Annotated in this window: 13 protein-coding genes and 1 tRNA gene; 5 read left to right on the forward strand and 9 right to left on the reverse strand. The window is 66.1% G+C overall.

The features are described 5' to 3' along the window. The first annotated feature begins 15 nt into the window (after positions 1–15). From G566_RS0112045 to G566_RS0112065, 5 genes are all read left to right on the forward strand, one after another. Positions 16–1236 carry a peroxiredoxin family protein gene (locus tag G566_RS0112045; protein WP_022680924.1) on the forward strand — a complete coding sequence of 407 codons (1221 nt, stop codon included), beginning with the start codon at positions 16–18 and terminating at the stop codon, positions 1234–1236. Positions 1237–1325: 89 nt separating this feature from the next. Beyond that, the gene (gene rpe, locus G566_RS0112050; RefSeq protein WP_022680925.1) at positions 1326–1988 is read left to right on the forward strand and encodes a ribulose-phosphate 3-epimerase; all 663 of its coding nucleotides are present in this window, start codon (positions 1326–1328) and stop codon (positions 1986–1988) included. Beyond that, on the forward strand, positions 1988–3745 hold the full coding sequence (locus tag G566_RS0112055) for a heparinase II/III family protein (protein WP_022680926.1): 1758 nt from the start codon (positions 1988–1990) through the stop codon (positions 3743–3745). Before rpe ends, G566_RS0112055 begins: the two co-directional genes overlap by 1 nt. Before the next feature lie 57 nt (positions 3746–3802). Further along, the gene (gene purH / locus G566_RS0112060) at positions 3803–5389 is read left to right on the forward strand and encodes a bifunctional phosphoribosylaminoimidazolecarboxamide formyltransferase/IMP cyclohydrolase (RefSeq protein ID WP_022680927.1); all 1587 of its coding nucleotides are present in this window, start codon (positions 3803–3805) and stop codon (positions 5387–5389) included. Between the two features lie 82 nt (positions 5390–5471). Continuing rightward, complete coding sequence (locus tag G566_RS0112065; RefSeq protein WP_022680928.1) at positions 5472–6620, forward strand: serine hydrolase domain-containing protein; 1149 nt, start codon at positions 5472–5474, stop codon at positions 6618–6620. Positions 6621–6622: 2 nt separating this feature from the next. Here the strand turns inward: G566_RS0112065 and G566_RS0112070 are convergent, their stop codons facing one another. The 9 genes from G566_RS0112070 to G566_RS0112110 form a co-directional block, all read right to left on the reverse strand. Then, the gene (locus G566_RS0112070; RefSeq protein WP_029131621.1) at positions 6623–7060 is read right to left on the reverse strand and encodes a hypothetical protein; all 438 of its coding nucleotides are present in this window, start codon (positions 7058–7060) and stop codon (positions 6623–6625) included. Continuing rightward, entirely contained in the window at positions 7057–8355 is a 1299-nt protein-coding gene (gene hisD / locus G566_RS0112075) for a histidinol dehydrogenase (RefSeq protein ID WP_022680930.1), read from the reverse strand. Before hisD ends, G566_RS0112070 begins: the two co-directional genes overlap by 4 nt. Continuing rightward, on the reverse strand, positions 8339–9001 hold the full coding sequence (gene hisG / locus G566_RS0112080) for an ATP phosphoribosyltransferase (protein WP_029131622.1): 663 nt from the start codon (positions 8999–9001) through the stop codon (positions 8339–8341). Before hisG ends, hisD begins: the two co-directional genes overlap by 17 nt. Positions 9002–9050: 49 nt before the next feature. After that, on the reverse strand, positions 9051–9992 hold the full coding sequence (mmsB, locus tag G566_RS0112085) for a 3-hydroxyisobutyrate dehydrogenase (protein ID WP_084706866.1): 942 nt from the start codon (positions 9990–9992) through the stop codon (positions 9051–9053). Beyond that, positions 9931–10704: an enoyl-CoA hydratase gene (locus G566_RS0112090; protein WP_022680933.1), complete on the reverse strand. Its 774-nt coding sequence runs from the start codon at positions 10702–10704 to the stop codon at positions 9931–9933. Before G566_RS0112090 ends, mmsB begins: the two co-directional genes overlap by 62 nt. 18 nt (positions 10705–10722) lie before the next feature. Further along, complete coding sequence (locus G566_RS15495) at positions 10723–10983, reverse strand: hypothetical protein (protein WP_156874517.1); 261 nt, start codon at positions 10981–10983, stop codon at positions 10723–10725. 147 nt (positions 10984–11130) lie between these two features. Continuing rightward, positions 11131–12627, reverse strand: a complete 1497-nt coding sequence (locus tag G566_RS0112100) for a CoA-acylating methylmalonate-semialdehyde dehydrogenase (RefSeq protein ID WP_022680935.1) — start codon at positions 12625–12627, stop codon at positions 11131–11133. Between the two features lie 48 nt (positions 12628–12675). After that, positions 12676–13635 carry a cation diffusion facilitator family transporter gene (locus G566_RS0112105; RefSeq protein ID WP_022680936.1) on the reverse strand — a complete coding sequence of 320 codons (960 nt, stop codon included), beginning with the start codon at positions 13633–13635 and terminating at the stop codon, positions 12676–12678. Between the two features lie 78 nt (positions 13636–13713). Next, a tRNA-Gly gene (locus tag G566_RS0112110) sits at positions 13714–13788 on the reverse strand. Between the last annotated feature and the right edge of the window lie 157 nt (positions 13789–13945).

Below are 13945 nucleotides of genomic sequence, written 5' to 3' on the forward strand. Positions count from 1 at the left end.
TGTTTGAGGGGGATCATGATGGCAAGATTTCGCACCCTGTTCGCCGCCGGCCTCATTGCCGGCCTCACCGCCACCCCGGCACTGGCCGCCGGGCTTTATGGCCAATGGCGCGTCAGCTTTGACGCCCACCCCGGCGGGCCGCTACCGTTCACGCTGGATGTGCGCGAAGGCAAATCGGGCCCGCAGGCCTGGCTGGTCAATGCGCCGGAACGGCTTAAGGTTGAGCAGGTGCAGGTGACGGGGGACAGCATCACGCTGATCTTCCCCAGCTACAACAGCAAGCTGGAGCTGAAAGCCGCCGGCAACGGCACGCTGGCCGGGACCGCGACCGTGCTGCGCGCCACCGGAACCGTCACGCTCGCTGCCCGCGCCCAGCGCGGCAGCTGGCGCTTCACGCCAACCGCGGTAAAGCCGGCGGGTAACGTGGCCGGCCGCTGGAACCTCACCTATGGCGACAACAAGGTGAAGGGCCTGGTGTTGCTGAAGCAAGTGGGTTCCCAGGTATCGGGCACGGTGCAGCTGCCAACAGGCGACATGCGCTATCTGTCGGGCGAACTGAACGGCACCCAGCTCAAGCTTTCCACTTTCGATGGCAGCTTCACCAGCCTGTGGCAGGGCACGCTGGCCGGCGACACGCTGAAGGGCGCATCGTTTGCCGCCACCAGCCGGCCGGCCGGCAATCCGTGGGAAGCGAAGAAGGAACGCCAAGCGACGATGAATGCCGTGCTGGTCGAGGCACCCGGCGGTGAGCGGCTGTCGTTCCGCCTGCCGACCCCGGAAGGCCAGATGATCAGCCTGAACGACGCCCGCTACAAGGGCAAGGTGGTGGTGATCACGCTGGGCGGTGCTTGGTGTCCCAATTGCCACGACGAAGCCATTTTCATGGGCCCCTACGCGGCGCGCCGACAAAAGGAAGGCCTGGAAATGATCGGCCTGCAGTTCGAATATGGCACCGATCAGGCCCGCGCCATGCGCCAGATCACCAGCTTCAAGACCCGGTACAAGTTGCCCTACCCGATGGTCTATGGCGGCCAGCCGAACGCCGAAGACACCAAGAAGGTGCTGGGCGATCTGGCCCCGGTAAAGGTGTGGCCGAGCACGATCTTCATCGGTCGTGATGGCCGGGTGAAGGAAGTGCACGTGGGCTGGGCCGGGCCGGCGACCGGTGCGCTGAGCGAGAAGGTGAAGCGCGAATTCGACGAGACGGTGACAAAGCTGCTCAAGCAGAAGGCCTGAGACAGGCCGACGCGAACCATCCACAGTCGGTTGCAGCGGGTGGTGGCCAGCCACTACCGCAGCCGCAAAGCCCCTGCTAGATAACGGGCATGACCCTTCCCGTTCGCATCGCACCATCGATCCTGTCGGCGGATTTCGCCCGCTTGGGTGAAGAGGTGCGCGCGATCAGCGCCGCCGGGGCGGACTGGATCCATGTCGACGTGATGGACGGGCATTTCGTGCCCAATATCACCATTGGCCCGGCCGTGGTGAAGGCGCTGCGCCCGCACAGCGACCTGCCATTCGACGTGCACCTGATGATCAGCCCGGTGGACCTGTATCTAGAAGCCTTTGCCGAGGCCGGCGCCGATATCCTCACCGTCCACCCCGAATCCGGCCCGCACCTGCATCGCACCATCCAGCGCATCAAGGCGCTGGGGAAAAAGGCTGGCGTATCGCTCAATCCGGCCAGCCCGGTGGAACTGGTCGCCGAAGTGCTGGGCGATATCGACCTTATCCTGGTGATGAGCGTAAACCCCGGTTTCGGCGGGCAGAGCTTCATCACCAGCCAGCTGAAGAAGATCGAACGGCTGCGGCGGATGATCGACGACAGCGGGCGCCAGATCCATCTGGAAGTGGATGGCGGCGTGGATGCCGGCAATGCCGCCACCGTGATTGCCGCCGGGGCCGATGTGCTGGTCGCCGGCACCGCCAGCTTCAAGGGCGGCGCAGCGCAGTATGCCGCTAATATCGCGGCCTTGAAGGGGCATTGATGGCAAAACCGCCCCAATCTCCCACGGCTCATCCCGAACTTGAAGATGAGAATGGCAGCCTGCGCCGTGGCAGCGGTGATCGCGGCCTGTCGCTATCGGAAAAACTGGCTGCGGGGCTCACGTCGCGGCTCTATGCCTCGCCGCTGCACAGCTTTCGCCTGCGCGGCCGCTTTCCGCTGAAACTGCTGGCTGCGCCGGCCGATCCGGTGCCCGGCGACCCCCATATCGGTGAGCGCATCATCGCCGGCCGCCTGATCCACGCCGGTCATACGCAAATGACGCGGGACATCAATTTCCGCGAAGCCGGCCCGCCGCCGGAGTGGCTGGAATGGGCGCATGGCTGGGAATGGCTGCGCGATCTGGCGATCCTGCCCGATCGCGAGGCCGCGCGGCGCGCGGCGGAGAATCTGGTCGAACGCTGGTTGGCCAGCATGGGCGAGTATGATGCGCTGGGCTGGCGCGCCGATCTGGCCGGCACGCGGCTGCTGATGGCGCTGGGCCATGCGCCGCTGATCCTGTCATCATCGAACCAGATCTATCGTTCGGCGGTGCTGTCGGCGATGGCGACCTGGGCCCGCCACCTTGATCGCGCCGCCCGGCGTGGCACCGAAGGCCTGGCGCAGGCCAAGGCGCTGTGCGGGCTTTATGCCGCTGGCACACTGATCCCCGGCGGCGACGTGCGCGCCAGTGCGGCGCTGGCCGGGCTCAACCAGTTGCTGCCGGCGCTGGTGCTTCCCGACGGCGGCATCGCCAGCCGCGCGCCGATTGATGGCCTGACGCTGGCCGATCTGTTGATCTTCACCGCCGGCGCGCCGGAAGCACTGGGCAACCGCGCGCCGCCGGTATTTGCCGATACGCTGGCCCGGCTCGCCCCGGCGCTGCGCGGGCTCATGCTGGGCGATGGCCAGATCGGTGCGTGGCATGGCGGCGCAGTGATCGGCGCCGATGCCCTTGACCGGCTTTCGCGCAAGGCGGCGACAGGCACCGAAATCCGCCGCGGCGGCCGCTGGAGCGGCTATCACCGCCTCTCGGCCGGGCGCAGCGTGGTGGTGATCGATGCCGGGCCGCCGCCATCGGCCCGCCTGTCCAACAGCGGCCACGCCGGTACCCTCGCCTTTGAGATGAGCGACGGGCCCGACCGGCTGATCAGCAATTGCGGCGGCGTGCGCGGCCTCGCCGCGCCACTGGCGCCGGCGCTGGCATCAGGCCTGTCCACCACCGCCGCCCATTCGACCCTGGTGATTGCCGACACCAACAGCACCCGCATCCGCGACGATGGCACGCTGGCCGCCGGGGTGGAGGAAGTGACGCTGGCCCTGCGCAGCAGCGCCGAAGGCCAGTTGATCGAGACCAGCCACAATGGTTATGCTAAGCGGTTCGGCATGCTGGTGCGCCGGCGCCTCTTCCTCACCGCCGATGGCAATGAACTGGCCGGCGAGGATCTGATCGAGGCCGCCCCTGCCGGCCTGCTGCGCCGCCGCGCCGAACGCAATTTCGATGTGCGCTTCCACTTGGGCCCTGGCGTTTCGGCCACGCCCACCGCCGATGGCATGGGTGCGCTGCTGAAGACGCCTTCGGGCCGCATCTGGGCGTTCAAGGTGCGGCTGGAAAGCGGCGCGGGCCGCCTGGCCATCGAACCATCGGTTTGGGTGGATGGGGCCGGCACCATCCAGCGCACCCAGCAGCTGGTGGTTTCCGGCGGCACCCAGAAAATGGCCGCCGATGTGCATTGGAGCCTGAAGCGGGCTGGCAAATAGCAGGCTGAGGCGCTAGGCGGGCGCGAATTCGTCCACCGCTCCGGAAAGCCGCTCCCCATGACCGACCTCGTTTCCATTCGCCGTGCCCTGCTTTCGGTGTCCGACAAGGCCGGGCTGGAGCCGCTGGCTGCCGCCCTGGTGGCACGCGGTGTGGAGCTGGTGTCCACCGGTGGCACGGCAACAGCACTGCGGGCGCTCGGCCACGCCGTGAAGGACGTTGCCGAACTGACCGGCAGCCCCGAGATGATGGATGGCCGCGTGAAGACGCTGCACCCGCGCGTGCATGGCGGCCTGCTCGCCCTGCGCAACAATGAAGACCATGTGCAGGCGATGGCCGACAACGGCATCGGCGCCATTGATCTGGCGGTGATCAACCTCTATCCGTTCGCCGCCACCGTGGCCAAGGGCGCGCCGCGGGACGAGATCATCGAGAATATCGACATTGGCGGCCCGGCGATGGTCCGCTCCTCCGCCAAGAACCATGATTTCGTCGCCATCCTGACCAGCCCCGATCAGTATGACGACTTCATCGCCGCGCTGGACGCGAACGACGGCGCCACCCCGCTGGCGCTGCGCCGCAAGCTCGCCGCCGCCGCTTTCGCGCACACCGCCGCCTATGATGCCGCGGTCGCCAGCTGGTTTGCCTTTGCCGACCAGCAAGAGATGTTCCCCGCCGTGCTGGCGGTGGCGCTGACCCGCAAGGAAACGCTGCGTTATGGCGAGAACCCGCACCAGCAGGCCGCACTCTATCTGCCGCAGGGCCGCAGCTATGGCCTCGCCGCCGCGAGCCAGGTGCAGGGCAAGGAACTGAGCTACAATAACTTGAATGATGCCGATGGCGCGCTCGATCTGATCGCCGAATGGCGCGATGCCGGCCCGGCTTGCGCCATCATCAAGCACGCCAATCCGTGCGGTGTCGCCACGGGTAACACGCTGGCCGAGGCCTATGAAAAGGCGTTCCAGTGCGATCCGGTTTCGGCGTTCGGCGGCATCATCGCGGTCAATCAGCCGCTCGACGGCCCGACAGCCGAAGCCATCACCGGCATCTTCACCGAAGTGGTGATCGCGCCTGATGCAGATGAAGATGCGCTGAAGATCTTTGCGGGCAAGAAGAACCTGCGGCTGCTGATTGCCGATCTGCCTGATCCGCGTCGGCCCGGCCTGATGCTGAAGCCGATTTCCGGCGGCATGCTGGTGCAGAGCCGCGACAATGGCGCCGTGCTGCGCGATGCCTGCCAGGTGGTGACCCAGCGCGCACCGACCGAGGCTGAATGGGCCGATCTGTTGTTTGCCTGGACCGTGGCCCGCCACGTGAAGTCCAACGCCATCGTCTATGCCAATGGCGGTGCGACGGCGGGCGTTGGCGCCGGCCAGATGAGCAGGCTCGATTCCACCCGCATCGCTGCAAGGAAGGCCATTGATGCGGCCGAAACTGCCGGCTGGGCGCAGCCGCGCACCATCGGCAGCTGTGTCGCCTCCGATGCCTTCTTCCCCTTCGCCGACGGCCTGATCGCCGCATCCGAAGCCGGCGCCACCGCCATCATCCAGCCCGGCGGCTCCATCCGCGACAAGGACGTGATCGCAGCGGCTGATGAGCGCGGGCTGGCGATGGTGTTCACCGGGATGCGCCACTTCCGGCATTGAGATTTTGCTGCTCCCCTCCCGCTTGCGGGAGGGGCCGTGGGTGGGCATCTTCCCTAAGCTTGGCGGCGAAGGAGAGGCTCCCATGCTCGAACGGATCAAGACGGCACTCGAAACCACGCTTGCCTCAGCCAACGTACCCGGAGCCGTGGCCGTCGTCGGCAACAGCAGCGGCACATTGGCGGAAGTGGCGGTGGGCACCAAGGGCCCCGGCGGCCCGCCCCTGAGCCAGGATGATCTGTTCCAGATCGCATCGATGACCAAGGCCATCGCCAGCGTCGCCGCCATGCAACTGGTGGAACAGGGCCGGCTCAACCTTGATGATGATCTCGGCACGTTGCTACCGCAGCTCGCCAGCCCCGAAGTGCTGGAAGGCTTTGACGACGAGGGCAAACCGGTCACCCGGCCGGCCGCCGGGCCGATCACGCTCAGACAATTGCTCACCCACACGTCAGGCTTTGGCTATGAATTCATGTCGGCGGAGCTGACCCAGTTTCGCCAGCACAACCCGGCCGCACCCGGCAGCCTCGCCAGCCTGAAAGCGCCGCTGCTGGCCGATCCCGGCACGCAGTGGATCTATGGCATCTCCACCGATTGGGTGGGGCTGGCGGTGGAAGCCGCCTCGGGCATGAAGCTGGGCGACTGGCTGACCCGTCATGTCACCGGGCCGCTGCGCATGAACGACACGACATTCGCTTTCGACGATGCGGTGAAGGCGCGGCTAACGCCGCTGCACGAGCGCACCCCCGATGGTGGCCTGATGCCCTTCCCGGTGCATTTCGGCGGCGGGGACAAGGCCGAGTTTCAGGGCGCCGGCGGTGGCCTGATCTCCACCGCGCGCGATTATCTGCAATTTTGCCGGATGTTCCTGAACCGCGGCCAGTTGAACGGTGCCCGCATCCTGCGCCCCGAAACCGTCACCGACATGGCCAGCAACCAGGTGACCATGCCAGCCGGCCGGATGACCAGCAACCTGCCCGGCTTTTCCAGCGATTTCGATCTGTTCCCGATGATGGATTGCGGGTGGGGCCTGGGCTTCCTAATCAACCCGGAACCCGGACCGGATGGCCGCGCTGCAGGCTCGTTGGCCTGGGCCGGCATCGCCAACAGCTATTACTGGATCGATCCCGAATCCGATATCGCCGCCGTGTTGTGCATGCAGCATCTGCCCTTTGGCGAACCGACCACGGTGGAAGTGCTGCGGGCGTTCGAACGCGCGGTTTACGGCAAATAGGTTCAGGCCAGCAGCAGCGCCAACGGAACCGCCGTGCCAGCCACCAGCATCAACACGGCCGTACGCCGCGTCGCGCGGCTGTTCAGCGCAATGGCCGCGCCCAGCAAGGCGGACAGGGCAAGCGCCGCTGCCAACACCGCAACGAAGATCTTCATCGGCAGCGCAGCGCGCTTGCGGGCCGCCCGCTCTGCCTCCTTGACAGGATCAGCTGGCGCTTTGGCAGCCGCCGGCTGTTTCGACGGTTCGGCGTGCGGCACCGTCTGATCGATATGCACGCTGCCCATCCATGCCGGCGGCGGCGCCCCATCCCAGCCGCTGGCCTGTTGCAGCCGGAAGGCCTGCAACCCGCCACTGATGGCAAAGAACAGGATCGCTGGCAGAAAGAACACGCCAATATAAAGATGAAGCTGGCGGATGCGCCGCATTGTTTGAGCGTTCATTTTCCGGTCTCCAGTCGCAGCCTGATCGACGCGGCGTGGGCAGCCAAGCCTTCCACATCGGCAATGGCAGCGCCGGCCGGGCCGATGGCGGCCAAGCCGCGCGGGCCGCAATCGAGGAAGGTGGTGCGCTTCATGAAGTCCACCACCGACAGGCCGGACGCAAAGCGGGCGCGGCGGCCGGTCGGCAGCACGTGGTTGGGCCCAGCCAGATAATCGCCCGCGGCTTCCGGCGTGTGGCGACCCAGGAAGACCGAGCCAGCGTGGCGCATGCGGGCGAACAGCCAATCGGGATCATCCACCATCAATTCGGCGTGCTCAGGGGCCAGCGCGTCGAGCAACGGCAGGCAGGCGGCGAGATCGGGCACCAGGATGATTGCGCCGAAATCGCGCCACGAGGCGCCGGCCACGGCGGCTGTGGGCAAGGTTTCAAGCTGGCGGGCCACAGCAGCTTCCACGGCATCGGCTTCGGCCGGCGAGGTGGTGATCAGGATGGATTGTGCCACCGGATCATGTTCAGCCTGGGCCAGCAGGTCAGCCGCGATCCATTCAGGATTGGACTTGCCGTCGGACACGATCACCACTTCGGATGGTCCGGCCACCATGTCGATGCCGACCATGCCATACAGCTGGCGCTTGGCTTCGGCGACAAAGGCATTGCCGGGGCCAGTGATCACATCGACCCGCGGGATGTGTGCGGTGCCAAAGGCCAGGGCCGCCACCGCCTGGGCACCGCCGATGCGGAACACGCGGCTGACACCGGCCACGCGCGCCGCGGCCAGCACCAGCGGGTTAACCACGCCATCGGGGGTGGGAGTCACCATGATCAGATCACGCACGCCGGCCACCACGGCGGGAATAGCGTTCATAAGAACCGATGAGGGATAGGCGGCACGCCCACCTGGCACATAAAGGCCAGCCGCGTCGACCGGCGACCAGCGCACGCCGGTGCGCACGCCGGCATCGTCCACCGCGTCATTGCCTTGCGGCTTCTGGCGTTCGTGGAAGGCACGGATGCGGGCGGCGGCGAGATCAAGCGCAGCGCGCAACTCTGGGGCCAAACTCGCCAGCGCCCCATCAAGATCGACGCCGGGAATCTCCCAGCCAGCGGCGTTCAGATCGACGCGATCAAACTTGGCAGTGAGTTCGGCCACAGCGGCATCGCCGCGCGCTTTCACGCCCGAGATGATGGCGGCAACGGTGGCCGACACATCGGCGGCATCGTCGCGCTTGGCATCAACCAGCGCGGCGAAAGCAGAGGCAAAACCAGCGTCGCTTGCGTCAAGCCGTTGCGGCATCGGATTTTTCCGTCAGTTCCCGCATGGCATCGATGATGGCGACGACACGGCTATCCGTCTTGAAGGCGGCGCGGTTGGCGATCAGGCGGCTGGTGATGTTGGCGATCACTTCCACTTCTACCAGGCCATTCTCGGCCAGCGTCTTGCCGGTGGAAACCAGATCGACGATGCGGCTAGACAGGCCAACCAGCGGCGCCAGCTCCATCGCACCGTTCAGCTTGATCACCTCGGCCTGCAGGCCACGCGCCGCGAAGTGCCGGCGGGTAAGGCCGGGATATTTGGTCGCCACCCGGACGTGCGAAAGGCGCGACAAATCGGGATCAAGCGCCGCCGGCTGCGCCACGCTGAGCCGGCAATGACCGATCCCGAGATCGACGGGCGCGTAGATTTCGGAAAAATCGAACTCCATCAGCACATCGTTGCCGGCAATGCCCAGTTGCGCCGCGCCAAACGCCACAAACGTCGCCACATCGAAACTGCGCACCCGGATCACCCGCACATCGTCGCGGGAGGTGGCAAAGGTCAGCTTGCGGCTGTTTTCGTCGGTGAAATCCGCTTCCGGCACGATGCCGATGCGCGCCAACAGCGGCAGCGCCTCCTTCAGGATGCGGCCCTTGGGGAGCGCGATGATCAGCGGCGTGGACATGATGCGGCGCGGCATAGCGCGGATGGCAGCGAAATGCCAACGCGGCAGATCAGCCGCGCAGCAACCGAATAATGCCGGAAAAATCGGTGGCAGCACCGCCGTTGTTGACGAACAGCTGGTAAAGCGCTTCCGCTTCCGCCCCCATCGGCACGCTGGCACCGGCACCCTGCGCGGCCTGGCACGCCAGTTTCAGATCCTTCAGCATCAACGCTGCTGCAAACCCGCCGGCATAATCGCGGTTGGACGGCGCGGTGGGCACCGGGCCGGGGACGGGGCAATAGCTGGTCATGGACCAGCTTTGCCCGCTGGCTTTGCTGCTGATGTCGAAGAAGGTCTGCGCCTCCAGCCCCAGCTTTTCGGCCAGCACGAAAGCTTCGGCGGTGGCGACCATGGTGGCCCCGAGGATCATGTTGTTGCAGATCTTGGCGGCCTGGCCCATGCCGGCCCCGCCGGCGTGGATCACGGCCTTGCCCATCTTTTCCAGGATCGGCTGCGCCGTGGCAAAGGCCGCATCGGGCCCGCCGACCATGAAGGTGAGGGTGCCGCCATCCGCCGCCGCCGTGCCGCCCGAAACCGGCGCATCAACCATCGCCAGGCCTTTGCTGGCGGCCGCTTCGCCCATCGCCTTGGCCGTGGCGACATCGATGGTGGAACAATCGATCAGGATGGCGTGCGGCTGGGCGACGGCAAACAGATCGCCTTCATAGGCCGCGCGCACATGGCTGCCCGCCGGCAGCATGGTGATGATCACATCAGCGCCAGCGGCGGCATAGGCCGCACTGGTGGCGGCCGTTGCACCGCCCGCCACGACCCGCGCCAGCGCATCGGCGGACAGGTCGAACGCCCACACTTCGTGGCCGGCCTTGACCAGGTTGAGGGCCATGCCGCCCCCCATGTTGCCGACCCCGATGAAGGCGATGATGGCCATGTTACTGCCCCGTCCAGTTGCCGGGCCGCTTTTCCACGAAGGCGGCCATGCCTTCCTTCTGATCGGCGCTGCCGAACAGGCCGTGGAACAGCCGGCGCTCGAAGAGGACGCCTTCCTTCAGGCTCATTTCGAAGGCGGCGTCGATTTCTTCCTTCACCGCGATGCTGGCGAGAGGGGCCATGCCGGCAATGGTCTCGGCCAGCTTCAGCGCTTCATCGAGCAGCGCTTCGGTGGGAACGACGCGGGCGACGAGGCCGGAGCGTTCGGCTTCGGCCGCGTCCATCATCCGGCCGGTCAGGCACATTTCCATGGCCTTGGCCTTGCCGATGGCGCGCACCAGCCGCTGCGATCCACCCATGCCGGGCGTCACGCCCAGCTTGATTTCGGGCTGGCCGAATTTTGCGTTCTCTGCCGCAATGATGATGTCCGCCATCATCGCCAGCTCACAGCCGCCGCCGAGCGCAAAGCCGGACACGGCCGCGATCCACGGCTTGCGGGTGGCGGTGACATGGTCATAGCCGGCAAAGAAATTGCCGCCGTACATTTGGGCGAACGACTGCCCGCTCATTTCCTTTATGTCGGCGCCGGCGGCGAAGGCCTTTTCGCTACCGGTGATGACCAGACAGCGCTGCGAAGCATCGGCATCATACGCAGCAAAGGCGGCGATCAGATCGGCCAGCACCTGGGAGTTCAGTGCATTCAGCGCCTGCGGCCGGTTGAGGCGCAGCAGAGTGACGGCGCCGTGAGTTTCCACGAGGATGGTTTCAAAGCTCATAGGTTCACTCCGACAGTCTTACCAATTCTGGTCACGGCGCTCGCCCTTGCAGCGCACATAGAAGACCGGAGACTGCCCGTCGACCTGAATAGCGAGCCGCAGCCCGCCGGCCAGCAACCTGATTTCCAAGCTTTCCGTGGCCTCCGGTTTGTTGGGATCGGTTGCTTCGGAATTCCAGAACGCAGCGCGAATGCGCACACGACTGGGGCTTTGAGAAACGATCCTGATCTGCTCGTGGCTGGTTTCCCAATAATGGAGGCCATTAGCATCGATCCTCACTTCGTGCAGCGGCGGCCCAGCCTCGCAGGTCGCAACCGAAGAGCTCCAGCGCCCCCAGAATGGCTTGGGAACCGGGGGGCCGGCCGCCGATGCCGGCACTCCTGCAAGCATCAGCCCAAGCGCAAGCAAGGACCTGGCCGGCATGCCTCACCCCATCGTCGGGATGACAAACGCCGAGCCGCCATCCATGCCGCCATCCGGCCAGCGGCCCGTGACGGTCTTGCGCTTGGTCCAGAACTGCACGCCTTCCATGCCGTGTTGGCCGATGTCGCCAAAGGCGCTGCGCTTCCAGCCGCCGAAGCTGTGATAGGCCACTGGCACCGGGATCGGAACGTTGACGCCGACCATCCCCACATTCACCCGCGCCGCGAATTCACGTGCGGCGTGGCCGTTCCTTGTGAAGATGGCGACACCGTTGCCATATTGATGCTGGCTGGGGAGTTTGAGTGCCGCCTCGAAATCCGGTGCGCGCATGATCTGCAGAACCGGGCCGAAGATTTCCTCGCGATAGCTCTGCATTTCGGGCGTGACGTGATCGAACAGCGTGGGACCGACGAAGAAGCCGCCTTCATGGCCCTGCAGGGTGAAGCCGCGGCCATCGACCACCAGCTCCGCGCCTTCATCGACGCCCATCTGGATGTAGCTTTCGATCCGCGCCTTGTGGGCGGCGGTGACGACCGGGCCGTAATCCGCTTCGGGATCGGTGCTAATGCCGATGCGTAGCTTGCCAATGGCCGGCAGCAATTTGGCGCGCAGCGCGTTGGCGGTGTCCTCACCCACCGGCACCACCACCGGCAGCGCCATGCAGCGTTCGCCGGCTGAGCCAAAAGCCGCGCCGGCCAGATCGCGCACCACCTGATCGAGATCGGCATCGGGCATCACAATGGCGTGATTCTTCGCACCGCCCATGGCCTGCACCCGCTTGCCACGCGCGCAGCCCTGCGCATGGATATACTCGGCCACATCCGATGAGCCGACAAAGCTGATCGCCGCGATATCGGGGTGCTGGATGATGGCGTCCACCATCTCCTTGTCACCATTGACGACACTGAAAATACCCTCGGGCAGGCCCGCATCGCGGAAAATGTCGCCCAGCAGGTGCGGCAGGGTGGGATCGCGTTCCGACGGCTTCAGGATGAAGGCGTTGCCGGTCGCGATGGCGACGCCGGCCATCCACATCGGGATCATCGCCGGGAAATTGAACGGGGTGATGCCGGCACCGATGCCGACCGGCTGGCGGAAGGCCCAGATATCGATGCCGGGGCCGGCGCCGTGGGTGAACTCGCCCTTCAGCACGTGCGGGATGCCGCAGCAGAATTCGATCACCTCCAGCCCGCGCTGAATGTCGCCACGGCTGTCGGCCAGCACCTTGCCATGTTCGGAACTGAGCACGCGGGCCAGTTCATCCATGCGGGCTTCGACCAGTTCCTTGAACCTGAACATCACCCGGGCGCGGCGCTGCGGGTTGGTGGCGGCCCAGGCCGGCTGCGCAGCGCGGGCGGCAGCGACTGCCTGTTCGAGCAGATCAGCGCCCGCCAATCGCACTTCTGCCTGCACCTGGCCTGAGTTGGGATCATACACCGGGCTGGTGCGGCTGCCGGCGGCCACGGGCGATCCGGCGATGTGATGGTCGATGATGCGCATGAAGGGATTCCTACTCTGGCCCGCCGGCCGGTGCCACCCACAGTTGCATCAGTGCATTTGGTCGCTGCCCCAGCCTTCGGGCAGCGCCTGCCGGCAGTGATCCGCGCCGGTTTCGACTTGCAGCGTGGCATGGCCGATGGAAAAACGGTGGTGAAGCGCATGGGCGATGTTGGCCAGCGCCTCGTCACCCGGGTGGCCAGCCGGCATCACCAGATGCGCGGTCAGCACCGCGCCGGTGGTGCCCTGCGGCCAGATGTGAAGATCATGCACCGCTGCCACACCGTCCAGCCCGGTCAGCCAATCGTTGACGGCGGCCGGTTCGATGCCCGGCGGCACGGCATCCAGTGCGAGCGCCAGCGACTCGGTAAGCAGGCCCCAGGTGCCGCGCAGGATCACGGCCGCTACTGCCAGGCCCAGCACTGGATCAACCCAGGCCCAGCCGGTCTGGCTGATCACCAGCCCGCCGAGCACCACCGCCGCCGACACCCCGGCATCGGCCAGCATGTGCAAGTACGCGCCGCGCACGTTCACATCGCCCTTGCGGCCGCGCATGAACATCAGGGCGGTGCCGGTGTTGATGGCAACGCCCACCGCCGCCACCAGCATCACGACATTGCCGGCGACCGGAAGCGGATCGAGCAGACGGTGTACCGATTCGAAGACAATGCCCCCGCACGCCGCCACGAGGATGAGCGCGTTCGCCAAGGCGGCGAGGATGGGCGAGCGAGAGAGCCCCCACGTGAATCGCGCGCTCGGCGCGCGCTTGGCCAGCGCCAGCCCGCCCCAAGCGATCAGCAGACCGGCAACGTCTGAAAGATTGTGGCCGGCGTCGGCCAGCAGCGCCATCGAATCATACCAGAGGCCCGCCGCCGTCTCGATCCCGACATAAGCAAGATTGAGCACCACCCCGATGGCAAAGGCGCGCCCGAAATCCGGCGGCGCATGGGCATGCCCATGGCCATGATGATCATGACCGCCCAGCGGATGGCTGTGGGCGTGGCTGTGCATGGCGGCTTTATGGGTCGCGCGGCGAGGCACCGCAATGCAAAAAGGCGGCCCAAACGGACCGCCTTTTCAAGCAACGACTGGAGCGGGTGAAGAGATTCGAACTCTCGACTTCAACCTTGGCAAGGTTGCGCTCTACCCCTGAGCTACACCCGCTCGCCGGTCATTGAGGATGGGGCGTCTAGCACCGGCGGGTTTGGACTTGCAAGCCCCTTTTTTGCCCGAGGTTTCTTGGGCCCTGTGCGCAAGCGCCGTCTTGGCAAACCGCCTCCCCCGCCCCCATATGGCACGCACGACAACACATGGGAGCATC

Source organism: Sandarakinorhabdus limnophila DSM 17366, from assembly GCF_000420765.1.
GTDB lineage: Bacteria > Pseudomonadota > Alphaproteobacteria > Sphingomonadales > Sphingomonadaceae > Sandarakinorhabdus > Sandarakinorhabdus limnophila.

Bases quoted from the DNA above. Each gene is read 5' to 3' on its own strand.
- G566_RS0112045 (WP_022680924.1), top strand. From the start codon at position 16: ATGATGGCAAGATTTCGCACCCTGTTCGCCGCCGGCCTCATTGCCGGC.
- rpe (WP_022680925.1), top strand. From the start codon at position 1,326: ATGACCCTTCCCGTTCGCATCGCACCATCGATCCTGTCGGCGGATTTC.
- G566_RS0112055 (WP_022680926.1), top strand. From the start codon at position 1,988: ATGGCAAAACCGCCCCAATCTCCCACGGCTCATCCCGAACTTGAAGAT.
- purH (WP_022680927.1), top strand. From the start codon at position 3,803: ATGACCGACCTCGTTTCCATTCGCCGTGCCCTGCTTTCGGTGTCCGAC.
- G566_RS0112065 (WP_022680928.1), top strand. From the start codon at position 5,472: ATGCTCGAACGGATCAAGACGGCACTCGAAACCACGCTTGCCTCAGCC.
- G566_RS0112070 (WP_029131621.1), bottom strand. From the start codon at position 7,060: ATGAACGCTCAAACAATGCGGCGCATCCGCCAGCTTCATCTTTATATT.
- hisD (WP_022680930.1), bottom strand. From the start codon at position 8,355: ATGCCGCAACGGCTTGACGCAAGCGACGCTGGTTTTGCCTCTGCTTTC.
- hisG (WP_029131622.1), bottom strand. From the start codon at position 9,001: ATGTCCACGCCGCTGATCATCGCGCTCCCCAAGGGCCGCATCCTGAAG.
- G566_RS0112090 (WP_022680933.1), bottom strand. From the start codon at position 10,704: ATGAGCTTTGAAACCATCCTCGTGGAAACTCACGGCGCCGTCACTCTG.
- G566_RS0112100 (WP_022680935.1), bottom strand. From the start codon at position 12,627: ATGCGCATCATCGACCATCACATCGCCGGATCGCCCGTGGCCGCCGGC.
- G566_RS0112105 (WP_022680936.1), bottom strand. From the start codon at position 13,635: ATGCACAGCCACGCCCACAGCCATCCGCTGGGCGGTCATGATCATCAT.